This is a genomic window from Bradyrhizobium cytisi, from assembly GCF_008123515.1.
In the GTDB taxonomy this organism is placed as follows: domain Bacteria; phylum Pseudomonadota; class Alphaproteobacteria; order Rhizobiales; family Xanthobacteraceae; genus Bradyrhizobium; species Bradyrhizobium cytisi.
In genome coordinates this window covers 33,920-56,911 of the sequence record NZ_VSSR01000019.1, presented here as the reverse complement: position 1 = coordinate 56,911, position 22,992 = coordinate 33,920, and the positions used below count along the sequence as shown (strand labels likewise).

Sequence of the window (22,992 nt, the reverse complement as noted above, 5' to 3'; positions counted from 1 at the left end):
ATGGAGATCGATCTCCCCGACGTGATCGCGGAAGTCAAAGCCGCGTTCGAGCGCTATGAGCGGGCCCTCGTCGCCAACGACGTCGCCGTGCTCGGCGAGCTGTTTCGCAACGATCCCCGCACGCTGCGCTACGGCATCGGCGAGAACCTCTACGGCTATGGGGCGATCTCGGGTTTTCGGGCCGGCCGCTCGCCGGTCGGCTTGAGCCGCCGCACCGCCAAGACCGTGATCACCAGCTATGGCCGCGATGCGGCTGTCGCCTCCACTCTGTTCTATCGCGACACGGCTCCCGGCAAGGTCGGCCGGCAGATGCAGACCTGGATTCGCTTCCCGGAGGGCTGGCGCGTCGTCGCTGCCCATGTCAGCATCATCGACGAGTCGAAAGAGACCTGACCGTATGACGCTTGACGATTTTCCGCCCGGGACACTGCCGGTGGTGCCGCGTGTCGACCGTCCCTCGCCATCGATGCAGAAGGTCACGCGCGCCGAGGAACTGCGTCTCCAGCTTGCCGACGAGATCGTGCGTGGAACTCTCGCGCCCGGCGCGCCGCTCGACGAGACCGACATCGCGCGACGCTTCAGCGTCTCGCGCACGCCGGTGCGCGAAGCGCTGCGGCAACTGGTCGCGAGCGGCCTGGTCGAGGCACGACCGCATCGCGGCGCGGTCGTTGCGCAGCCGTCGATCGAGCGGCTGACGGGCATGTTCGAGGCGATGGCGGAGCTGGAGGCGCTGTGCGCAGGCCTTGCTGCCGAGCGCATGTCGGCCGCCGAGCGTCACGGTCTCGAAGCGATCCACGAGGAGCTCCGCGTCCTCAGCTACGCCGGCAATCCCGATCGCTTCCACGAGGTCAACGAGCGTTTTCATAACGCGATCTATGCGGGTTCGCAGAACGGTTACATCGCCGAGATCACGCTGGCGACGCGGGTCCGCGTGCAGCCGTTCCGCCGCGCCCAGTTCCGCAACCTCGGCCGTCTCGCAAAGTCGCAAGCCGAGCACGATCGCGTCGTCGTCGCCATCATGCGCGGCGACAAGCATGGCGCCGCCGCCGCGATGCGCGCGCATATCGAGCTGGTGCGCGGGGAGTATGAGATCTACGCGGTGTCGGTGTGATAGAGTAGATCGAGTAGGGTGGGCAAAGGCGCAACGCGCCGTGCCCACCATCGATCCCAACTAACGGTGATGGTGGGCACGCTTCGCTTTGCCCACCCTACGGGACCTATGTTGTCGCGGCTTCCTTCATATACGCGCGCCAGCCGCCATACGCGGTGATATCCCGCGCCGCGCCCAACGCCTCCGGCTCGACGAGAAACCCCTTCACGCTGCGGCCATCCGCAAGCCGGATCGTACCGATCGCCATCGGCGCAGGGATCGCGTTGACGAACTTGCCGAAGGCCGATGACGACAGCGACCAGATCTCCAGCTCGATCGACGCGCCCGTGCCGGCTTCGACGCGCAGCAGGCCCGGCTTCGGCGGCGTGGTCTTCAGCGCATAGAGCTTGTAGTCCGGCGCGGTCCTGGTCGCCTCGATCAACTTTGCGTTCAGCGTCTTCAATTCGCCATTGAGCGCCATGCCGGAAAGATGCGCGCCGACCACGGCGATCGGGATCTCGTCGCCGCTGCTTCTGGCAAGCGCCGCAAGCGGCGCTTGCGCCACGCCCTTCGCACCAAGCGTCAACTTCGTATCGGCATGGAACACGCGCCCGATGCTCGCAAGCATCGCATCGCGGCCGGCGGGCGCCAGCAGCGTGATGCCGAAAGGAGTGCCGTCCGTACGCATCGCCGCCGGCACGGCAAGGCCGCAGAGATCGAGCAGATTGACAAAATTTGTATAGGTGCCGAGCCGGCTGTTGAGCTCGACCGGATTGGCGAGCACCTGTGCGGTCGTATAGGCCGTCGGCGCCGTCGGCAGCACCAGCGCGTCGATATTGGCAAATGTGCGCTCGGCGATCTTGCGCAGGCCCTGCAAGCGGTAGAGTGCCGAGAAGGTTTCGGCTGCTGTGAGCCGCGCACCGGCCGCGGTGATCTCGCGGGTCACCGGATGGATGGAGTCCGGCGCGGACGCCAGCAGATTCTTGATCACGAGATAGCGCTCGGCAACCCAGGGCCCTTCATAGAGCAGTCGCGCCGTCTCGTAGAACGGCTCGAGATCGAACTCGACCAGCTCAGCGCCGAGTGTGGTCCAGCGCTTCAGGGCTTCGCCGTAAGCGGCTTCGGCTTTCTTGTCGCCGAAGAAGATCAGCTGCCCGTTGCGCGGCACGCCCAGGCGCAGATTTGCCGGAAGCGGCGTGATCGCGCCCAGCGGCCGGTCGCGTGAGAACGGATCGGCCTGATCGGGACCCGTCATCACCGACAGCGCGAGCGCAGCATCATCCACCGTCAGCGCAAACACCGAGATGCAGTCGAGCGTGCGACACGCCGGCACAAGGCCTGCGGTCGAGATCATGCCGAGGCTCGGCTTCAGCCCGACGATGTTGTTGAGCAGCGCCGGCACGCGGCCGCTGCCGGCTGTGTCCGTGCCGAGTGACAGCGGCACGAGGCCTGCGCCGACCGCCACAGCGGAGCCCGAGCTCGATCCGCCCGGAATGAGGTCCGCACGGACCGAATTCCTGGGAATGCCATAGGGCGAACGCACGCCCACGAGGCCGGTCGCGAACTGGTCGAGATTGGTCTTGCCGATGATGATCGCGCCTGCCGCGCGCAGCCGTTCGACCGCAGTCGAGTCGTGCGTCGGCGCAAAGGAGAAGGCCGGACAGGCCGCCGTGGTCGGAAAGCCCAGCGCATCGATATTGTCCTTCACGGCAACAGGCACGCCGTAGAGCGGCAGGCTGGCGGCATCCTTCGCGGCAAGCTTCCCGGCCTCCGCGATCGCGTCCTTCTCGTCGCGCAGGCTGATGAAGATCGCGGGATCGTTGTGGTCGCGAATGCGCTGATAGGTCCGCGCGACCGTCTGCGCCGGCGTCATTGTGCCCGCGCGATGCGCGGCCACAATCGCGGCGATCGTTTCAGGCTGCTCAGCCCCCATTTCAGCCTTCATGGCGATAAAACTCCGGCAACTTGTCTTCACCCGGAATGAAGCAAGCGATGTGCCATTGTGTACATTATCCGGGCAGCGCGGTTGCTCCGGATACTATCGAAAAATCAGTAGCTTGTGGAATACCTCGATGATCGATTGCGCTGCCGAGCTAAGGCCCGGTCAAGAGCGTCTGCTCAAACAATGAGCAGTCCGGATCAGGTGAAGCCGGCCAGGATCTGAAGCAGCCGCTCCCGGTTGGCCTTGCCGATCTTCTCCTCGACATGCCGCTCGTGCTCGATGGCGAGCCGCTTGAATTTGGCCAACGCCGTCTCACCTGGGCCGGTGAGATGCAGCGCGTGCGAGCGCCGATCCTGTTTCGACTTGATCCGTTTCACCAGCTTGCGCTGTTCGAGGCTGTCGATCAGATGCACCAGCCGGGCGCGCTCGATGCCGAGGCGCTTTGCCACTGCCATCTGCGAGAGCCCGGGGTTGGCGCCGATCACGGTCAGCACCGAATATTGCGTCGGCCTGATGTCGACGTCGCCGAGCGTCTTGATGAAATCCTGAAAGATCCAGATCTGGAAGCGCCGCACCGCATAGCCGGCGTGGCCGACCAGCGCGTCCAGCCCGATCTCGTCCGCGTCGTTCCACCGCGCCGCGCCATTGCCGGCGCGTTTGCGTGGGGAGGGGCGGGTGTCGGCTCGGGCTGCGCTGGCTGTCACATCGTGTCTCCTGCCGCGCGACCTTAGCGCCTTGGCGGTCCCAACGGAAGATTGTTGTTGACGACAACAATTGTCCCGCCCAACATTATGGCCAAAGCGGCCCGCAACGAGGCTGCGGCCGATTCCGGATATGGGCGAGGGAGGAAACCATGACGTCAGCCACTCGCGGTGACGCTTCGAGCCTGTTCGCAACGCCAAAGACCGTCGCCGAGCATCGCGCCGACGGCAGCATTGTGCTGCGCTCGGGCGAGCCCTTGCGCGATTGCGCGCGCTGCATCGGCGACTGGCTGGAGCATTTTGCGCGGCAGACCCCGGACAAGGTCTTCCTCGCCGAGCGCGGCAGTACCGAATCGCCCTGGACCACCGTCACCTATGCGCAGGCGCTGCAGCAGGTGCGAGGCGCGGCGTCATGGATCCTCGCGAGGGGCCTCAGCGCGGAATGCCCACTCGTCATCCTCTCCGACAACAGCATCGACCATGCGTTGCTGGCGCATGCCGCTCAGCATGTCGGTGTGCCCTCGGCCGCGATCTCGCCGGCCTATTCGCTGATGTCGAAGGATTTTGACAAGCTCAAGAGCATGATCGCGCTGCTGGAGCCGGGCGCGATCTATGTCTCCGCAACAAAGCCGTTTGCGGCGGCGCTCGCCGCGATCAAGCCGCTGCATAAGGCGCAGATCATCAGCGGCAATGCCGATGATGCCGGCGCGCTTGCCTTCCGCGCCATTGCGGCAACAGCTGAGACGCCTGACGTTGCAAAAGCCTTTGCCACGATGACCCCGGACACGATCGCAAAATTCCTGTTCACGTCGGGCTCGACCGGCACGCCCAAGGCAGTCATCAACACCCAGCGCATGCTGACCTCGAGCCAGCAGGCCAAGGCGCAGACCTGGACCTTTCTGGAGCAGGGCCACGGCGATCTCGTCATCCTCGATTGGCTCCCCTGGAGTCACACCTTCGGTGCCAACCACAATTTCAATCTCGTGCTGCGCAACGGCGGCTCGCTCTATATCGACGGCGGCAAGCCTGCACCCGGTCTGTTCGCGACGTCACTGGCCAATCTGAAAAGCGTGATGCCGACGGTCTATTTCAACGTGCCGCGCGGTTTCGACATGCTGATTGCGGCGCTGCGCGGCGATGAGGAACTGCGCCGCCGCTTCTTCGGCGAGGTGAAGTTCGCCTTCTATGCCGGCGCCGCGCTGCCGCAGAATCTCTGGGACGCGCTCGAACAGCTCTCGATCGAGACTGTCGGCCGGCCGCTGCCGATGGTCTCGGCCTGGGGCTCGACCGAGACGTCGCCGCTGGCGACCGACTGCCATTTCCTCGCCGAACGCTCTGGCAACATCGGCGTGCCGATTCCGGGCACCGAATTGAAGCTCGTCACTTGCGGCGACAAGCTCGAGGTGCGCGTGCGCGGCCCCAACGTGACGCCGGGCTACTGGAAAGCGCCCGAGCTGACCAGGCAGGCTTTTGACGAAGAGGGCTTTTATCTGATCGGCGACGCGGTAAAACTTGCCGATGCGGAGCGTCCCGAGCGCGGCCTGTTCTTCGACGGCCGTGTCGCGGAAGATTTCAAGCTCAATTCCGGCACCTGGGTCAGCGTCGGCACGCTGCGCGTCGCCGGCATTACAGCGCTTACGCCGCTGGCGCAGGACATCGTCGTCACGGGTCACGGCGGCGACGAGGTGCGCTTCTTGGTGTTCCCGAACGTCGCAGCCTGCCGCGCTCATGCCGGTCTGCCCGGGACGGCAGATGTGAATGACGTACTGGCGCACGACAAGGTCAGGACCACGTTGGCGCAAGGTCTCGCAAGACTGAAGCAGCAGTGCGCCAACTCCTCCGGTCACGCCACGCGCGCGCTGTTGCTCGCCGAACCGCCATCGGTGGACGGCGGCGAGATCACCGACAAGGGCTACATCAACCAGCGCGCGGTGTTGACACGCCGTGCGGATGCCGTGGGGCGGTTGAATGCTGATGCGTCGGCGGAGTGGGTTGGTCTGTAGCGGTTCACGAACCCAAAGCTCGCCCGGATATGCCAGCCATTCTGCCGCATTATCCGTCGATTATTTTGTTGCCTAAGCAACTAATTCATGCGAATCGTTCCGGACAAGGATGACGGCGGGGGAACCGCTGCGCCTGATCTGGGAGGAAACGATGCTCGGCAGGAACGGCGCCGCGGGTAAATGCCTGCGCATGTCCGAAGGCGGCAATACGACGCGCCTCACGCCCGCCGCGTCAGCTGGTGCTGCCGCCCGTCACCGCGCCGAGGTTTTCGTGCAGCCGGCGCAGCAGGTCGATCAGTACCTCGCGCTCGTCCTTGCTCAGACAGGACAGCAGACGCCGTTCGCGCTCGAACGCCGCAACGATCACCTTGTCATGGGTGGCGCGGCCCTTCGCCGTCAGCGAGATCGAATGGGTGCGGCCGTCGTTCGGATCGGTGCGGATCGACACATGGCCGCGCTTCTCCAGGCCGGCGAGCGTGCGGCTCACCGGGCCCTTGTCGAAGCCGATGACGTGGCAGATGCGCGAGGCGGGAATGCCGGGCTCGATCGCCAGCAGCGACATGATCCGCCACTCCGTGACGTTGACGCCGAACTGCCGCTGATAGAACGCGGTCGCGCCGTTCGAGAGCTTGTTGGCGATGAAGGTGATGAACGCCGGGACGTAACGATCGAGGTCGAGCGTCGGCCCGAATTCAGCGGGCGCAGGCTTTTGGCGGGATCTGGTCGAAGGCGGCATATCGGGAATCTGTCTCGCGGCGTGCCCAGAGACCTAAGGGCAAGCGCCGCCCTTTCACAAGATCAAAATGAGGGAGGATTTTTATGAGCGCACCCGGCTCCGCCGCATCAAGCGTTCCGCATCTCGACGTCGATCCCTTCGACATGAATTTCTTTGCCGATCCTTATCCCACACATGAGCTGCTACGGGAGACGGGCCCGGTGGTCTATCTCGACAAGTGGAAGCTCTATGGCGTGGCGCGCTATGCCGAGGTTCATGCGGTTCTGAACGATCCCACGACGTTCTGCTCCAGCCGCGGCGTCGGCCTGTCCGATTTCAAGAAGGAGGCGCCGTGGCGGCCGCCGAGCCTGATCCTCGAGGCCGATCCTCCCGAGCACACCCGCACCCGCGCCGTGCTGTCGAAGGTGCTGTCGCCGACCGTGATGAAGGGGCTGCGCGACCGTTTTGCCGCGGCGGCGGAAGAGCGCGTGGATGCGCTGCTGGAGCAGCGCAGTTTTGATGCGATCACGGATCTAGCAGAAGCCTACCCGCTCTCGATCTTTCCGGATGCGCTCGGGCTGAAGCCCGAGGGGCGCGATCATCTCATTCCCTATGCGAGCCTGGTGTTCAACGCCTTTGGTCCGCCGAACGAGTTGCGCAAGGAGGCGATCGCGCGTTCGGCGCCGCACCAGGCCTATGTCACCGAGCAGTGCCAGCGCGACAACCTGACGCCGGGCGGCATCGGCGCCTGCATTCATGCCCATGTCGACGAGGGCGGCATAACAGCCACGGAGGCGCCGCTGCTGGTGCGCTCGCTGCTGTCGGCCGGCCTCGATACCACGGTCAACGGTATCGGTGCCGCCGTCTATTGCCTGGCTCGCTTCCCCGATCAGTGGCAGCGCCTGCGTAGCGATCTCACGCTCGCGCGCAACGCTTTCGAAGAGGCCGTGCGCTTCGAGAGCCCGGTGCAGACCTTCTTCCGCACCACGACGCGCGATGTCGAGCTGTCAGGCGCCACCATCGGCGAAGGCGAGAAAGTGCTGATGTTCCTCGCGGCCGCCAACCGCGATCCGCGGCGCTGGGACAAGCCTGACAGTTACGACATCACCCGCCGAACCTCCGGCCATGTCGGCTACGGCTCGGGCATTCACATGTGCGTCGGCCAGCTCGTGGCGCGGCTCGAAGGTGAGACGATGCTCTCAGCCTTGGCCCGCCGCGTTGCCGGCATCGACATCACCGGCGAGCCGAAGCGCCGCTTCAACAACACGCTGCGCGGGCTCGACAGCCTACCGGTGACGATCACGCCGGCTTGACGCTGCCGACGGCGAAACCAATCAAGGGGAGGGACCAATGAAGAACTTGAAGTGGACGCTCGCGCTCGCTGCGAGCCTGATCGGCGGCGCCGCGAGCGCCGAGATATCCGACAATGTCGTTCGCGTCGGCGTGCTCAACGACATCTCCGGCATTTTTCAGGACACCAACGGCATGGGCTCGGTCGAGGCCGCGCGCATGGCGGCCGAGGATTTCAACGGCGGGGCTAAGGGCATCAAGGTCGAGATCGTCTACGCCGATCACCAGAACAAGGCCGATGTCGGCAACGCCATCGCGCGCAAATGGCTCGAGGTCGAAGGCGTCGATGCGATCGTCGACGTGCCGAACTCCGCGGTCGGCCTCTCCATCAACTCGCTCTTGCGCGACAGCCGCATGACGTATCTGGCGTCGTCGACCGCGAGCGCCGATCTCACCGGCAAGGCGTGCTCGCGGAATACCATCCAATGGGTCAACGACACCTGGGCGACCGGCAACACCACGGCAGCGGCAATGATGTCGCGCGGCGGCAAGGACTGGTATTTCTTGACGGTCGACTACGCACTCGGCAAGGGCATCGAGACGGAGGCGCAGAAATACATCGAGGGCCACGGCGGCAAGGTGCTCGGCTCTTCAAGACATCCGCTCGGCACCTCCGACTTCGCCTCGTTCCTGTTGCAGGCGCAGGGCTCGAAAGCGCAGGTGATCGGCCTTGCCAATGCCGGCGGCGACACCATCAACGCCGTGAAACAGGCCGCCGAGTTTGGCATCCAGCAGAGCGGCCAGAAGCTCGTCGCCTTCCTGCTCTTCATCAACGACGTTCACGGCATGGGCATCAAGGTGGCGCAGGGCCTGCAGCTCATGGAAGCCTTTTACTGGGACATGAACGATGACACCCGCGCGTTTGCAAAACGCTTCGCCGCGCGTCCCGGCATGAACGGCAAGATGCCGAGCGGCAACCAGGCCGGCGTTTATGCCTCCACGCTCGCCTATCTCAACGCGGTCGCTGCGACCGGCAGCGACAATGCCAAGGACGTCGTGCCCGAGATGAAGAAATTTAAGGGCAAGGACAGACTGTTCGGCGACACCGCGATCCGCCAGGACGGCCGCGTCGTGCATCCGATGTATCTGTTCGAGGTGAAGAAGCCGGAAGAGTCGAAATATCCCTACGACTATTACAAGCTGGTCTCGACGATTCCCGCGGAGCAGGCGTTTCGCCCGATGGCGGAGGGTGGGTGCGAGCTGGCGAAGTAGATCTCGTGCCCCGGACGCAGTGCAGCGCGTAGCGCTGCGCTGCAGAGCCGGGGCCCATGACTGCTGGGTCCCGGCTCTGCGTCGCGTCATTTCATGCCGCGCCGCGTCCAGGACACGAGAGAAGCACCGCTACACCACCTTGCTGCTCCCCTGCGTGATCAATCGCGCCGCGCGCTGGTCGCGGGCGTAGATCCAGAGCCAGCTCAGCGCTACGCTGAGGCGGTGGCGCAGGCCGATCAGGAAGTAGATGTGGGCGATGCCCCAGATCCACCATGCGATGGTGCCGCGCAGCTTGATCTTGCCGAAATCGATCACCGCGAGTCGCTTGCCGATCTGGGCGAGGCTGCCGGCGTGCTTGTAGCGGAACGCTCCCTTGTTCTCGCCGCGCAGCCGGGCCTTGATGGTCTCGGCGACATGCTTGCCCTGCTGCTTCGCGGCCGGCGCGATGCCGGGCACCGGCTTGCCTTCCCAGGCGTTGATATTGATGGTGTCGCCGATCGCGAAGATCTCGGGATGGCCGGGAATCGTCAGGTCGTCTTCGACCTGCACGCGCCCTGCGCGATCGGCAGGTGCGCCCAGCCATTCCGCGGCGGGCGAGGCCCGCACGCCGGCGGCCCAGATCCGGGTCTTTGCCTCGAGCAGCTTGGCGCCGAACACGACGCCCTCACGATTGATCTCGGTGACGGCCTGTCCGAGCACGACCTCGACGCCGATCTTCTCGAGCGAGGCTTGCGCATAGGCCGAGAGGTCGTCGGGAAAGCCCGCAAGCACGCGCGGGCCGGCCTCGATCAGTACGACGCGCGCCTTGGTGGTATCGATGTTGCGGAAATCGCCGGGCAGCGTGTGGTGCGCCATTTCGGCGATGGTGCCGGCAAGCTCGACGCCGGTGGGACCGGCACCGACGATCACGAAGGTCAGCCGCGCCGCGCGCTTGGCCGGATCGGTCTCGCGCTCGGCGCGCTCGAACGCCACCAGGATGTGACGGCGCAGCGTGGTCGCGTCTTCCAGCGTCTTCAGCCCTGGCGCCCATGTCTCCCACTCGTCATGGCCGAAATAGGCATGCCGCGCGCCGGTCGCGAGCACCAGCGTGTCGTAAGGCACCTCGCTGCCGTCGTCGATCAGCACGCAGCGCCTGGCAGCATCAACGCCGCTGACGGTCGCAAACAGCGTCGTCACTTCGCGCCGGTCGCGCATGAGATGGCGGACCGGCCAGGCAATCTCGCTGGTCGCAAGCGAGGCGGTCGCGACCTGGTAGAGCAGCGGCTGAAACAGATGATGGTTGCGGCGGTCGATCAGCGTGATCTCGACTGGCGCGCCCGCCAGCCGGTAGGTCGTCTCCAGCCCGCCGAAGCCGGCGCCGACGATGACGACGCGATGCGGTGTCGTGGTCATGATGTACCCTCGAATCTCGCTGCTCTATTTCCTCATTTAAGTGCCGATTGGGCGCCGCGGTCCAATAGCTGTCATCAATCACGGAAATAGGCTCGGCATATCGACCGGCCCCCCGCGAAAAAGCGCCGCAGCCTTGGACCGGTCTTGGCCGAAGTAGGTAGAATTATATTTCTTGCCATCGCCGTTTGGGGCGAAATATGGTGCAAGGGAGGGCGCCGAGCCATTGGCGGCCCGACAGATTTTGCGTTCAATAGAGACAGACCCGGGCGGCGATCACCCCGTTCCCGGGATCAATAATAAGGAGGGGAGTGGTTATGAAGATGGCATTCTGGCTGGCGGGCGCGGCGGCGCTGGTGCTGGCAAATCAGGCATTCGCCGGCGACACCATCAAGATCGGTTTCGTCTCGACCTTCAGCGGACCGGGCGCCGTGATCGGCAACGACATGCGCAACTCCTTCGAGCTCGCGCTCGACCACATGGGCCGCAAGATGGACGGCAAGCCAGTCGAGGTGATCTACGAGGATGACGGGCAGAAGCCTGACGTCGGCAAGCAGAAGACCGAGAAGCTGGTGCAATCCGACAAGGTCGATTTCCTCGCCGGCTACATCTGGTCGAACGTGCTCTTGGCCTCGCTCAAGACCGCGGTGGACTCGCAGACCTTCCTGATCTCGGCCAATGCGGGCCCGTCGCAGCTCGCCGGCGATTTGTGCTCGCCCTACGTGTTCTCGACCTCGTGGCAGAACGACCAGACGCCCGCCGCCATGGGCCTCTACATGAACCAGAAGGGCGTCAAGAGCGTGTTTCTGATCGGCCCGAACTACGCGGCCGGCAAGGACATGCTTGCGGGCGTGAAGAGCACGTTCAAGGGTGAGGTCAAGGGCGAGGAATACACGGTCTGGCCGAGCCAGCTCGACTTCTCCGCTGAGCTCTCCAAGGCGCGCGCCTCGGGCGCCGAGTCGATCTTCGTGTTCTATCCCGGTCCGGCCGGCGTGCAGTTCCTCAATCAATATGCGCAGGCGGGCCTCAAGAGCACGATGCCGCTCTACACCGCTTTTACCGTCGACGAGCTGTCGCTGCCGCTCCAGAAGGAGAACGCGCTCGGCGTTCCCGGCGCGCAGGAGTGGGTCAACGACTTGCCCAACGAGCAGAACAAGCGCTTCGTCACCGACTATCGCAAGAAGTACACCGGCCTGCGCCCGACCTATTACGGTGCGCAAGCCTATGACGCGGCCCAGCTGATCAATAGCGCGGTCGTCGCGGTGAAGGGCGACACCAGCAAGAAGGACGCGATGAAGGCCGAGATGGAGAAGGCCAACTTCAAATCGCTGCGCGGCGCCTTCAAATACGGCAACAACCACATCCCGGTGCAGAGCTTCTATCTGCAGGACGTAGTCAAGGACGCCGAAGGCCAGCTCTCGCTGAAGACGGTGGCGACGATCGTTGAGAACGACCAGGATCGCTTCCACGACAAGTGCACGATGAAATAGCCACAGGTGACGTTGTCCCTTCTCCCCTTGTGGGAGAAGGTGGCGCGAAGCGCCGGATGAGGGGTATCTCTCCGCAAATTCAGCATCGCGGTTGAGGTAAGACCCATCTCGCCGCTATGCGGCGAGCCAGTGGGGAGAGGGTAAGACCTATACCCGCGGCATGCTCGCGGGCCGGACCTCTCGGGATTGTGCTGCTAGCCTGATCCCGGCATTTGCCGCACCAAACCCCTGATAATTCTTTCGCTCGACGATCTCGAAGAAGAACCGCTCATCAAAAATGTGCGTGTAGACCTGGAAGAATTCGCCGTCGCCCTCGCGGTCGTAGAGGATGTGGTTGGCGCGGAGCTTTGCCATGACATCGGGCGCGAGATCGTATTTGGCTTCGATGTCGTCGTAATAATTATCCGGAATATCCAGGAAGTCCGCGCCGCGGGCGCGCATCGCGGCGACGGTGGCAAAGATGTCCTCGCACGCGAACGCGACATGCTGCACGCCTGAGCCGAAAAACTCCGAGATGAAACGCGCCGGCAGCGTGCGGTTGGCGGACGAGCCGTTGAGCACGAAGCGCAGGCTCTGGTCGCCGTTGATGACGGCCTGGCTCTGCACCAGGCCGCGGGGGTCGGCGATCTCCATCTGCGGCAGGCGCTTGAGGTCGAGGATGCCGGTGTAGAACAGCAGCCAGGACAGCATCTCGTCATAAGGCATCGACTGCGCGATGTGGTCGATGGCGAGCAGCGCATCCGCGCTCGTATCGCTCGCAATCGGCGCAAAATCCGTGTCCCAGTTCTTGCCGGCCTGGTCGAGGAAATAAAGAAGGCTGCCGCCGACGCCGTGGATCGCGGGGATCTCCAGCTCGCCCGGTCCGACCGGCTGGTAGAAGGTGCGCGCCTTCAGCGTCTCGGCACGCTGCATGGCAAGGCCCGCATTGTCGACGTCGAGCGCGATGGCGCAAACGCCGGGACCGTGCGTGACGTAATGCGAATGCGCAAAGCCGTCGGTCTCGCAATTGATCACGAGCTCGACCTTGCCCTGCGACCAGCGCTCCACCGCCTTGCTGCGATGCTTGCCGCTTCTGCGGAAGCCGAGCTGTGAAAACAGATGCGCGAGCTCGCCGGCCTTGGTCTCGTTGACGGCGAACTCGATGAAGCCCGTGCCGCTGCTCTTGGCCTTCGGCGCCAGGGGCTCGCCGACGAGCTTTGGCCAATCCGGGGCGAGCTGGTCCTGCAACAGGATCAGCGAGCGCAGGCCGTCCACCGCGGTCTGCGCCGCCGAGCCGGCGCGGAACTGGTCGTTGAAGATCTCCAGCGACCACGGCCCGGAATAGCCGGTCGCCGCGATCGCCTGCATGAACTCGCCGACCGGCAGATCGCCCTGACCGGGGAAGGAGCGGAAGTGCCTGCTCCACGACAGGATGTCGAGCTCGAGCTTTGGCGCGTCGGCCAGCTGCACCAGAAAGATCTTGTCGCCGGGGATCGAGGCCATCGCGCGCACCGGGAAGCCCGGCGCCAGCGCGTGAAAGCTGTCGAGGATGACGCCGATCGCGGGATGATCGGCGCGCCGCACGATCTCCCAGGCGTCGCGGTAGTCGTTGACGTGGCGGCCCCAGGCCAGCGCCTCGTAGCCGACGCGCAAAGACCGCTTGGCGGCGCGGTCACCGAGCTCGCGAAAATCATCGGCTGCGCGGTCGATACCGCCGAGCGAGTGAGGGGAGACATTGGAGCAGATCAGCAGCAAATCGGTGCCGAGCTCCTGCATCAGATCGAATTTGCGCTCGGCGCGGGCAAAATTGCGCGAGCGCTGCGGCTCCGGCATGCCCTCGAAATCGCGGAAAGGCTGGAATGCGCAGATATCGAGATTGAGGTCCTTGCAGAGACTTGCGATGTCGCGCGGGCCTGATCCGAACGACAGCAGGTCGTTCTCGAAGATCTCGACCGCCTCGAAGCCGGCGGACGCGATGGCGCGAAGTTTTTCGTCGAGGGCCCCGCTGAGTGAGACTGTTGCAATGGAGCGTTTGTTCATGCCGCACTCTCCTCCATGGCGCCACCCAGGAACAATTGCCCGATGCGCGGATCGTTTAAAATGCGTTCAGCCTTGTCGACCATGCGGGTCTGGCCGAGTTCCAGCACGATGCCGATATCCGAGATCTCCAGCGCCGAGCGCGCGTTCTGCTCGATCATCAGGACGGTGACGCCGCGCTCACGCAGGCTCTTCAGAATATCGAAGGTCTGCTGCACCATCAGCGGCGATAGGCCGATCGAGGGCTCGTCGACCAGCACGAGCTTTGGTTCGAGCAACAGCGAGCGGGCGATCTCAAGCTGCTTCTGCTCGCCGCCGGAGAGCGTCGAGGCCTGCTGTGCCGACTTGCGGCGCAGCGCGGGGAACAGGTCGAGCGCGGCCTCGATGCGCGTCGGCAGGTCGATGTCCTTGCCTGCCGCGACGCCGCCGAGCTCGATATTGTGGCGGACCGACAGTTCCGGAAAGATGTTGCGGCCTTGCGGCACATAGCAGATGCCGGCGTTGAGCAGCGCGCGCTGGCTCAAATTGCTGACATCGCGGCCGGCAAAATTGATCTTGCCTTCGCGCAGCTTGAGCAGGCCAAAGATCGCCTTGAACACGGTGGATTTACCGGCGCCGTTCGGGCCGATGATCGTGGTGATGGTCGCCGGCGGCACCGAAAACGTCGTGCCGTTCAGGATCGTCATCTTGCCGTAGCCGCCGACGAGGTTGTGAACCGAGAGGATCGGATCGCTCATGGCTCGCTTTCCCTAATGTCCGAGATAGGCTTCGATCACGGCGGGGTTCTTCCGGACCTCGTCCGGCCGGCCCATCGCCAGGACCTTGCCTTCCGCCATCACCATGACCCGCGAGCACAGCGACATCACGAACTCCATGTTGTGCTCGATCACGACGAAGGTCGCATTCTTCTCGCGGTTGATCGCGACCAGGCGCTCCTTCAAATCCGACAGCATCGTCGGATTGACGCCGCCGGCGGGCTCGTCGAGCAGCACCAGGCGCGGCCCGCCCATGAAGGCCATGGCAGCGTCGAGCAGCTTCTGCTGGCCGTAGGAGAGACCGCCGGCAGGCTCTGCTGCGAGATGATCGAGCTTGAAGAAGCCGATCATCTGGTCGGCGGTATCAGTCAACCCGGCATCGGAGCGGCCGACGAGGCGCGAGGCCATGTTGCCCTGATGCTCTTGGCCTGCGAGGATCAGGTTCTCGCGCACCGAGAGTTTTGGAAAGACCTGCAGGAGCTGGAAGGTGCGGCTGACGCCGAGCTTGTTGAGCTCGGAGGGGCGCAAGCCCGTGACGACCTTGCCGTCGAGCTTGACCTCGCCGCCTGATGGCGTGAGCTGGCCGAGGATGCAGTTGAACAGGGTGGATTTGCCGCAGCCGTTCGGGCCGATCAGGCCGAGGATCTCGCCCTCGCGAACATCGAACGAGACGCCGTCGACCGCGGTAATGCCGCCAAAGCTCTTCTTGATGTCGGTGACTTCGAGGACCGCACTCATTGCGCCGTCTCCAGGCGGGACTTGGCGACGGCGCGCAGCGCGGAGGCTGCCTTGGTGCGCCGTGCGGCCATAGTGCGGTCGAGAATTCCCAAAATGCCGGTCGGCGACCAGATCAGAAGTCCCATCACTGCGATCGCGTAGAGCATCAGATAATACCCTTCGGTGAAGCGCAGCCATTCCGGCAGCAGCACCGCGATCATCGCGCCGAGGAACGGGCCGAAATAGAAGCCGGCGCCACCGACGATCACCATCATCAGGAGATCGAGCGACAGCGACAGGTTGAACGGCACCGGGTCGATATATTGCGTCAGCGGTGCATAGAGCGCGCCGGCGACGCCGCCGAGCGCCGAGCCGATCGCAAAGGCCATCAGCGTGTAGCGGCGGGTATCGATGCCGAGCGATTGCGCACGCAGCGGATTTTCACGCAGTGCCATGAAGGCGCGGCCCCAGGGCGAACGAATCAGCCACCAGACCGCGACGGACACGATCGCGAGCGAGCTGAGGCAGATATAGTAGAATGGCAGCGGCTTGTTGGTCGCGATGCCGAAGACATGCGGCCGCGGAATGTTGGAGATGCCGTAGATGCCGCCAGTGAGCCAGCTCTCGTTGCGGAACACCAGGAAGGCGAGGGTGGAGAAGGCAAGCGTGACGAAGGCGAGGTAGTGGTGCTGCACGCGCAGCGCGGGATAGCCGAGCACCCAGCCGACCGCGAAGCTTAAGGCGATCGCGACGACAATGGCAGCCGGCAGCGGCCAGCCATGCGTCGTCATGATCGCGGCCGCATAGGCGCCGATGCCGACGAAAGCGCCCTGCGCCAGCGAAACCTGCCCGGCATAGCCGAGCGTGAGGTTGAGGCCCATCGCGGCGATGGTCATCACCGCCCACTGGCTCAGGATGAACAGGCCGTAGCGGTTGAAGTTCATGGGAATGACGATCAGGCCGGCAATGACAATGAGGCCGAGCGCGATCTTCAGGGGTTTGGCGAAGCCGCTCATACCGTGCGCTCCTCGGGGCGGCCGAGCAGTCCTTGCGGCCGGAACAGGATGACCACGATCAGGAAGACCAGCGGCACGGCCGCGCGGTATTGCGTCGAGACGTAGGATGCCGCGAGATTGTCGAGCACGCCGATCAACAGGCCGCCGGCGATCGCACCGCGCACCTGGTTGAAGCCGCCGACGATCGCGGCGATGAAGGCAGCCTGGCCCAACACTTCACCGCTCGAAAACTTTGCCAGATAGATCGGCGTGATCAGCAGCGAAGCCAGCGCGACCAGGAAGGCGTTGATCAGGAAGGTTAGCAGGATCATACGCTCGACCGGCACGCCGATGATGCGCGCAACGGTTGGGTTTTGGGCTGCCGCCTGCATCTGGTGGCCAAGCGAGGTACGGTTGAGCAGCGTGGTCAGGCCGAACACGGCAAGGATGGCGACGACGAGGACGCCGATGCTCTGCAGCGACACGGCGTGGCCGAGGATGGAGATGTCTCCGGTCGGCACGATCGACGGAAAGGGCGAGGCCTCCGCGCTGAAGAACTGCTTGACGGCCTCCTTGATGCCGATCGCCAGCGCCATGGTCGCGATCGCGAGCGGCAGCACGCCATGGCGCATCATCGGATCGACCAGCAGTATCTTGAAGGCCAGCCCAAGCAGGATCATCGACAGGAGGATACCAAGGATGATCGCGAGCCAGAACGGTGCGCCGACATGCATCGCCGCCAGCATCAAGAACGCGGGCAGCATCACGAACTCGCCTTGTGCGAAATTGATGGTCTGCGAGGTCTGCCACAGCAGCGTGAAGCCAACCGCGACCAGCGCGTAGATCGCGCCGGTGGCAAGTCCCGCGACCAGAAGATCGAACAGATTGGACATTATTGCCTCGCGTGTCCCTCGTCCTGCTATGTCGTCTCCGTCTCCCCCGTCTCTCTTTCTTCTCCCTCGCCCCGTTCTTACGGGGAGAGGGTTGGGGTGAGGGGCTGTCTCTGCGAACTCAATTCTCACTGCACCCGCGGAAGCAGCCCCTCACCCCGCCCTCTCCCCGCGAAGGGCGGGGAGAGGGAGACGAAAGATCTCTCCCCGCGAAGAGCGGGGCGAGGGAGAAGAACTCCCCGGGAAGGAGAGAAAAGAAGCACCTCACTTCATCTTCGGCAGCACCTGCTTCACGACCTGCTTGCCTTCGACCACCTCGACCAGAAAACTCTGCCGGTCGATGTCGCCGTTTGCATCGAAGGTGACGTCCATCAAGATGCCCGGCTCGTCCGCGGCCTTAATGGTCAGGCCATGCAGCGCGTCGGCGAAGGCCCTGGAATCGATCTTGCCCATCTTCTCCGTGGTGGCCTTCACCATGTAGACGGCGAGATAGCCCTTCAGGCCGTTATGATCGGGAACGTAATTGTACTTCTTCGAGAAGCGGTCACGGAATCCCTTGATCAGGTCGACCGGGGCATCCGTGGTGAGGCCGACATGGCCGCGCGCGCCGTTGGCGGCATCGCCGGCGAGCTCGATCACCTTCTGACCGATCAGCGTGGTCTCACCCATCAGCGGCGCGGTGACGCCCTGGCGCTTCAGCTCCTTGAGAATACGCGCGCTCTCTTCCTCGTTGAGATAGACGAACACGGCGTCCGGGTTGGCGGCCTTGATCTTGCCGACGTCGGCGGCGAAATCGGCCTGGCCTGCTTCGGTGGAGAGATCGGCGACCACCTTGCAGCCGAGCCGCTCCAGCTCCTTGACCACGACGTCGCGCCCGCCGCGGCCAAAGTCATTGTTGACCCAGACCACCGCGACGGACTTCGCCTTCATCTCGTCGTGGATGTACTTTGCGACCTTCGGCATCGAGGACTGCTGGCCGAACGAGGTGCGGAACAGGAACTTGTTGCCGGCCTGGGTCAGCTCGGCGGCTTCGCCTCCCATGATCTGGGCGATGCCGGCTTCGGCTGCGAGCGGGGCGGTCACCTTTACCGAACCGGAATAGCCGGGTCCGAGCAGCACATAGGGCTCGGCGTCGAGCGCCTTCTGCACCTGCGCGCGCGCCACGCCGGGGTTGGACTGCGAGTCGGCATGGGTGACCTCGAGCTTGCGGCCGAGCACGCCGCCCTTGGCGTTGATCTCCTCGATCGCGAGGTCGATTCCGTTTTTCCAATTGGTGCCGACGGTGGCACCGCCACCTGACAGTTCGGCGACGTCGGCGAGCTTGATTGCCTGCGCGTGGGCACCGGCTGCAGCGGCGAAGGCAAGCAGGGCGCCCGCCAATAGGGTCGATTTCATGGTCTCTCCTCCCATTTATTGATTTTGATGTTGCCCGCGGCCTTGTGTCCGGCCGCTTCGCCTCAAGCTGCCTGATAGGCGGCGCTGCGCGCGGCCATCACGGCGTCAAAAGCCTCTCCCATGACCTCGGTCGATGGCGCAAGGCCCGTAAACAGTTCGAAGGCGTCGGCAGCCTGGTAGATCGCAAGCTCGCGCCCGGTCATGATCCGCGCGCCCTTGGCCTGCGCCGCGGCCAGCAAGGGTGTGATCAGCGGCGAATAGACGGCGTCGGCGACCCACAGGTTTTCACGCAGCAGCGTCGGCGCGACTGGCGTTTCCCGGTTCGGGAGCATGCCGACCGGCGTGCCGTTGACGAGGCCGGTGGCGCCGTCGAGTGCGTCCTCGACGCTCGTGGCTACCCTGGCGCCACCCTGTTTGGCGAGCAGCGCGGCGAGTCTTTCGGCCCGCGCCGGTTCACTGTCGAAGATGCGGATGTCAGCCACCTTCAGGCTCGCCAGCGCAAAGGCGATCGCCTTGCCGACGCCGCCGGTGCCGATCACGGCAACCGCATTTCCGGTGGGCGCCAGCAGCGGCGTGACGGCGTGCGCAAAGCCCGTCGTGTCGGTGTTGTGGCCAATCAGGCGACCGTCCTTGACGACGACGGTGTTGACCGCGCCCATGGCGGCCGCAGCCGGCGCCAGCTCGTCGAGCAGCGGGACCACCGCTTCCTTGTAGGGAAAGGTCACGTTGACGCCGGCAAAGCCGAGCCGCCGCACGCCCTCCAGCATCATGCCGAGCGCGGTCGCGTCAGCGCCGGCGACCTCGATGAGCTGGTAATGGCCGCGCAGGCCGAGGGCCTCGGCAGCGCGCTCATGCATGGCGGGAGAGGCGGAATGCGCGATCGGCGCGCCGATCAGGCCGGTCAGGAGCTTCTTGGAAGCGGCAGGTCCGCGCTTTGACATGATCCACTATCGCCTGGTGAGATGCGTTCATTTCCGGCCATTAGCCGCGAAATTCGCGCAATTCCAAGTGGGACGATAGTCTTTCCTCCGCCTAACACAATTACCCATTTATCTGTTAAACCTAACATAGTGTTATTTCTTCCGTCCACGCCCTGAAGTGGCCTTGCCGTTGCCTCGGGACGGCTCGACCGCGCGCATCTCGGCACGGAGCGACTCGATGAAATACTCGACATGGAGCGACAGCGGTGCGCCGCGCTTGACTGCGATATAGGTGTCGAACCGCGTCGGCTCGGTGATCTTGAGCAGCTCGATCCCGGGATAGCCGCCATGGGCCACCGTGAACTGGTCGATGATGGCAATGCCGAGCCCGGCCTTCACCAGCGCGCAGACCGTGGTGCCGAAGCGCGCACGGATGGTGATGTTGTAGTCGAGGCGGTGGCGCGCAAAGATCTCGGCCATGATCCGGCCGTAGGGATCGTTCGGATCGATGCCGATCAGCGGATAGCGGGTGATCTCGGCGGCGGAGACCTGCTTGCGGCCGGCAAGCTCGTGGCCGGGCGGCACGATGCAATAGAGCTCGCCCGAGGCGAGCGGCATGAAGTCGAGGCCGGAATGCTCCAGCCGGTAGCTCATCGCCACGCATTCGCCGCGGCCGAGCATGAGATAGTCGATCGCTTCCTCGAGCTTGAGGATGTTGATATCGATGCCGAGATCGGGATAGCGGCGGCGGACACGCTCGATCGCGCGCGGCACCATCACCTGCGAGATGCTCGGCACCGAGCCGATCCGCAGTTCCGACAATCCGCCGCGGCCGATCTTGGAGATGATCTCGGAGAGATCGTCGACCTTCTTGTAGACGCCGTTGATCTCCTCGAAAATGTTCTCGGCTTCCGGCGTCGGGAAGTAGCGGCCGTTCTGGCGCTGGAAGAAGCGGATGCCGAGCGAGCGCTCGGTGTATTTGACCAGGCGGCTGATCCCCGGCGCCGACACGTTCAACAGCTTCGCCGCGCCGCCAATGGTGCCCGTCACCATCACGGCACGGATCACTTCAACCTGGCGCAGAGTCATCATGGTCTTGGCATCCGAAAGACGATCGTGGCGGCGATCATCTCACGACAGCGGTGATGTCATCCAGCGGCAAGTGTGACTTTAGTGGGGGCGGAGGAGCACGGGTAACGTCGCAGTCAGGGTGTTTCGACCAAGAGCAGCGCGCTAAAATTGAAAGCATCGTCGCGCGATCGGTTGCATCGGCGCCGTCTGCTGCGACCTGCATGCTAGCCCGCAGGGTTTTCCGGTGAGGCGCTGTCAACGAGCTCGTCGCGCTCGCCTTGCAGCACGTCGCGCGCGAACTCGATGATCTTCTGCTTGTTTGCCGTATCGCGCACGGCGAAAAACACGCGATTCAATTCCAGGCCGAGCACGCTGTTGAGGGCGATGTTCTCGTCTTCCATCGTGGCTTTCCCGCTCTAGACGCCTTAGGTGTAACTTGACGTCACTTCCTCCACAAGTAGATTGAATCTGCAGAGCCAATGGCACACCGGGAAACTACGGAAGCGGCGAATTGAGGCGGCCCCTAAAGACGTGCTATACGGAGCGGCGAGGGTCAGGGAACGCACCGATGTCCGCCGTCGACTATGGCCGGGAAGCGCTGGACTTCATCGAAGGGCTGCAAGCCTATCGTAGGGTTCCGGACGCAATGAATGCGCTCGAAGGGGCCTTCGGACGCTTTGGCTTCGAAACCATTATCGTGACGGGGTTGCCGAATCCCGACCAGCGGTTCGCGCAGATGGTGCTCGCCAAGCGCTGGCCGGCGGCATGGTTCAGCCTGTACACCGAGAACAATTATGACCGCGTTGACCCGGTGGTGCGGATGTGCCGGCAATCGGTCAACCCGTTTGAGTGGTCCGAAGCGCCTTACAATGCCGAGCTCGATCCGGGTGCGGCGGAGGTCATGAACCGCGCCACCGATTTTCGCATGTCGCGCGGCTTCATCGTCCCGATTCACGGGCTGACCGGATATGAGGCGGCCGTCTCGCTTGGCGGCATCCATCTCGATCTCAATGCCCGCAGCAAGCCGGCCCTGCACCTGATGGCGATGTATGGCTTCGATCATATTCGCCGACTGCTCGATCCGGCGCCGCATCAGTTGACGCGCCTCACCCCGCGCGAGCGCGAGGTGATCGTCTGGGCCTCGCAAGGCAAGTCGGCCTGGGAGATCGGCGAGATCCTGCACATTACGCAGCGCACCGCCGAGGAGCATCTTGCAACCGCCGCGCGCAAACTGGGAGCGGTCAACCGTACGCATGCGGTTGCGTTGGCAATCCGCCACAAGATCATCAGTCCCTAAGCGACATACTGGGAAATTTCCCAATACCGAGCCGGCCTCTTTTCGCAGAGGCTGCCCCCCATTGAGGAAAGATGGGGGCTTTCATGATTCATGCAATTACCGCGCTAAATCGCCACCTTTACGAAGACGTTATCGAGCAGCATTTCCGGCTACGTCACGACATCTTTGTCGAAGAGCGGCACTGGGAAACGCTGCGCAAACCGGATTGCCGCGAGATCGACTCCTACGACAACGAGGACACCGTCTATCTGCTTGCGCTCGAGGGGCGCCGCGTCGTTGGCGGCCACCGGCTCTACCCGACGACCAAGCCCTCGATGATGAGCGAGGTCTTCCCGCATCTGGCGGCTATTCGCGGCTGCCCTGCGGATCCGCTGGTCTGGGAATGGTCGCGCTATTTCGTCGTACGCGACCGCCGCGACGGAGCTCTTAATCTGCAACTCATGGCAGCGGTGCAGGAGTTTTGCCTCAGCCAGGGCATCGCGCAGGTCAGCGCGATCATGGAGACGTGGTGGTTGCCGCGCTTCCATGAGGCCGGCTTCGTCGTCACCCCGCTTGGTCTGCCGGAGCTCGTGGAGAAAGCCTGGACCATGGCGGCCACCATCGACGTTCGTCAGGAGACGGTCGATTCCCTGCATGATCGTGTCGGCATGGCTTCGGTCGTGCGTCAGGACGGCCCGCGTCTGGATGCCGTCGCCCACGCCAACCTCTGCGGCCGCACCGCCGCGCAACGAAAGAGCGCCTGAGATGTCGAACATGATGCGAGACAGCCAGATCATGGCGCAAATCAAGGACGAGAATCTCGGCTACATGTCCGACATGGCGCTCGAGCTGGCGCAGATGGCCGAAGACACCGGGTTGGCGACGCTGGCCTATCTGTTCCGGATGGCGGCGCTGGAGGCCTCGACGGCCAACAGCGAGCTCAACGAGCCGGATGATCTCCCCCACCAGATCACGTCGCACTAGACGTATCTCCATTCCGACAAGCGGCACACCCTCTCTCCGGCAACGGCGGGAGGGTGATCGTTTGGGTGCGGCAGGCTGACC

The 22,992-nt window shown here is 64.1% G+C and carries 22 protein-coding genes; 9 read left to right on the top strand and 13 right to left on the bottom strand.

The genetic code is table 11. From position 1 onward, the window contains the following. Positions 1 to 393, top strand: a complete 393-nt coding sequence (hpxZ, locus tag FXB38_RS11715; RefSeq protein WP_148751013.1) for an oxalurate catabolism protein HpxZ — start codon at positions 1 to 3, stop codon at positions 391 to 393. Between the two features lie 4 nt (positions 394 to 397). Next, positions 398 to 1,111, top strand: coding sequence for a GntR family transcriptional regulator (locus FXB38_RS11710; RefSeq protein WP_187434811.1), 714 nt, complete (start codon positions 398 to 400; stop codon positions 1,109 to 1,111). Between the two features lie 106 nt (positions 1,112 to 1,217). Here the strand turns inward: FXB38_RS11710 and atzF are convergent, their stop codons facing one another. Continuing rightward, the gene (gene atzF / locus FXB38_RS11705) at positions 1,218 to 3,023 is read right to left on the bottom strand and encodes an allophanate hydrolase (RefSeq protein WP_148751075.1); all 1,806 of its coding nucleotides are present in this window, start codon (positions 3,021 to 3,023) and stop codon (positions 1,218 to 1,220) included. 206 nt (positions 3,024 to 3,229) lie between these two features. Further along, on the bottom strand, positions 3,230 to 3,736 hold the full coding sequence (locus tag FXB38_RS11700) for a MarR family winged helix-turn-helix transcriptional regulator (RefSeq protein ID WP_148751011.1): 507 nt from the start codon (positions 3,734 to 3,736) through the stop codon (positions 3,230 to 3,232). 149 nt (positions 3,737 to 3,885) lie between these two features. Here FXB38_RS11700 and FXB38_RS11695 point away from each other — a divergent pair, with 149 nt between their 5' ends. Then, positions 3,886 to 5,736 carry a feruloyl-CoA synthase gene (locus tag FXB38_RS11695; RefSeq protein WP_148751010.1) on the top strand — a complete coding sequence of 617 codons (1,851 nt, stop codon included), beginning with the start codon at positions 3,886 to 3,888 and terminating at the stop codon, positions 5,734 to 5,736. A gap of 232 nt (positions 5,737 to 5,968) precedes the next feature. Here the strand turns inward: FXB38_RS11695 and FXB38_RS11690 are convergent, their stop codons facing one another. Then, positions 5,969 to 6,472 (bottom strand): MarR family winged helix-turn-helix transcriptional regulator, encoded by a 504-nt coding sequence (locus tag FXB38_RS11690; RefSeq protein ID WP_148751009.1) that lies wholly within the window; start codon positions 6,470 to 6,472, stop codon positions 5,969 to 5,971. Positions 6,473 to 6,555: 83 nt separating this feature from the next. Between FXB38_RS11690 and FXB38_RS11685 the strand changes: the two genes are divergently transcribed. After that, complete coding sequence (locus FXB38_RS11685; RefSeq protein WP_148751008.1) at positions 6,556 to 7,764, top strand: cytochrome P450; 1,209 nt, start codon at positions 6,556 to 6,558, stop codon at positions 7,762 to 7,764. A gap of 37 nt (positions 7,765 to 7,801) precedes the next feature. Beyond that, complete coding sequence (locus FXB38_RS11680; protein ID WP_148751007.1) at positions 7,802 to 9,013, top strand: ABC transporter substrate-binding protein; 1,212 nt, start codon at positions 7,802 to 7,804, stop codon at positions 9,011 to 9,013. Positions 9,014 to 9,142: 129 nt separating this feature from the next. Here the strand turns inward: FXB38_RS11680 and FXB38_RS11675 are convergent, their stop codons facing one another. Continuing rightward, positions 9,143 to 10,405 (bottom strand): NAD(P)/FAD-dependent oxidoreductase, encoded by a 1,263-nt coding sequence (locus tag FXB38_RS11675; protein ID WP_148751006.1) that lies wholly within the window; start codon positions 10,403 to 10,405, stop codon positions 9,143 to 9,145. A 314-nt stretch (positions 10,406 to 10,719) separates the two neighbouring features. Here FXB38_RS11675 and FXB38_RS11670 point away from each other — a divergent pair, with 314 nt between their 5' ends. Continuing rightward, a complete protein-coding gene (locus tag FXB38_RS11670) occupies positions 10,720 to 11,892 on the top strand; it encodes an ABC transporter substrate-binding protein (RefSeq protein WP_148751005.1) in 1,173 nt (390 codons plus the stop codon). A gap of 147 nt (positions 11,893 to 12,039) precedes the next feature. Here the strand turns inward: FXB38_RS11670 and FXB38_RS11665 are convergent, their stop codons facing one another. From FXB38_RS11665 to FXB38_RS11625, 9 genes are all read right to left on the bottom strand, one after another. After that, positions 12,040 to 13,911 carry a bifunctional sugar phosphate isomerase/epimerase/4-hydroxyphenylpyruvate dioxygenase family protein gene (locus FXB38_RS11665; protein WP_148751004.1) on the bottom strand — a complete coding sequence of 624 codons (1,872 nt, stop codon included), beginning with the start codon at positions 13,909 to 13,911 and terminating at the stop codon, positions 12,040 to 12,042. Then, on the bottom strand, positions 13,908 to 14,645 hold the full coding sequence (locus FXB38_RS11660; RefSeq protein ID WP_148751003.1) for an ABC transporter ATP-binding protein: 738 nt from the start codon (positions 14,643 to 14,645) through the stop codon (positions 13,908 to 13,910). Before FXB38_RS11660 ends, FXB38_RS11665 begins: the two co-directional genes overlap by 4 nt. A 12-nt stretch (positions 14,646 to 14,657) precedes the next feature. After that, the gene (locus FXB38_RS11655; protein WP_148751002.1) at positions 14,658 to 15,401 is read right to left on the bottom strand and encodes an ABC transporter ATP-binding protein; all 744 of its coding nucleotides are present in this window, start codon (positions 15,399 to 15,401) and stop codon (positions 14,658 to 14,660) included. Next, a complete protein-coding gene (locus FXB38_RS11650) occupies positions 15,398 to 16,396 on the bottom strand; it encodes a branched-chain amino acid ABC transporter permease (RefSeq protein WP_148751001.1) in 999 nt (332 codons plus the stop codon). The genes FXB38_RS11655 and FXB38_RS11650 overlap by 4 nt, the downstream gene beginning before the upstream one ends. Continuing rightward, entirely contained in the window at positions 16,393 to 17,268 is an 876-nt protein-coding gene (locus FXB38_RS11645; protein WP_148751000.1) for a branched-chain amino acid ABC transporter permease, read from the bottom strand. The genes FXB38_RS11650 and FXB38_RS11645 overlap by 4 nt, the downstream gene beginning before the upstream one ends. 261 nt (positions 17,269 to 17,529) lie before the next feature. Continuing rightward, positions 17,530 to 18,660, bottom strand: a complete 1,131-nt coding sequence (locus FXB38_RS11640) for an ABC transporter substrate-binding protein (protein WP_148750999.1) — start codon at positions 18,658 to 18,660, stop codon at positions 17,530 to 17,532. 62 nt (positions 18,661 to 18,722) lie between these two features. Beyond that, on the bottom strand, positions 18,723 to 19,601 hold the full coding sequence (locus FXB38_RS11635; RefSeq protein WP_148750998.1) for a shikimate dehydrogenase: 879 nt from the start codon (positions 19,599 to 19,601) through the stop codon (positions 18,723 to 18,725). Between the two features lie 132 nt (positions 19,602 to 19,733). Next, positions 19,734 to 20,672, bottom strand: coding sequence for a LysR family transcriptional regulator (locus FXB38_RS11630; protein ID WP_148750997.1), 939 nt, complete (start codon positions 20,670 to 20,672; stop codon positions 19,734 to 19,736). A 203-nt stretch (positions 20,673 to 20,875) separates the two neighbouring features. Next, complete coding sequence (locus tag FXB38_RS11625) at positions 20,876 to 21,052, bottom strand: hypothetical protein (RefSeq protein WP_148750996.1); 177 nt, start codon at positions 21,050 to 21,052, stop codon at positions 20,876 to 20,878. A gap of 167 nt (positions 21,053 to 21,219) precedes the next feature. Between FXB38_RS11625 and FXB38_RS11620 the strand changes: the two genes are divergently transcribed. The 3 genes from FXB38_RS11620 to FXB38_RS11610 all read left to right on the top strand — a co-directional run bounded on the left by FXB38_RS11620 (position 21,220) and on the right by FXB38_RS11610 (position 22,911). Continuing rightward, positions 21,220 to 21,948, top strand: coding sequence for a helix-turn-helix transcriptional regulator (locus FXB38_RS11620; RefSeq protein ID WP_148750995.1), 729 nt, complete (start codon positions 21,220 to 21,222; stop codon positions 21,946 to 21,948). Positions 21,949 to 22,031: 83 nt separating this feature from the next. Continuing rightward, positions 22,032 to 22,691 (top strand): acyl-homoserine-lactone synthase, encoded by a 660-nt coding sequence (locus FXB38_RS11615; RefSeq protein WP_187434809.1) that lies wholly within the window; start codon positions 22,032 to 22,034, stop codon positions 22,689 to 22,691. 1 nt (position 22,692) lies between these two features. Beyond that, positions 22,693 to 22,911, top strand: a complete 219-nt coding sequence (locus tag FXB38_RS11610) for a hypothetical protein (protein ID WP_148750993.1) — start codon at positions 22,693 to 22,695, stop codon at positions 22,909 to 22,911. The last annotated feature ends 81 nt before the right edge of the window (positions 22,912 to 22,992 follow it).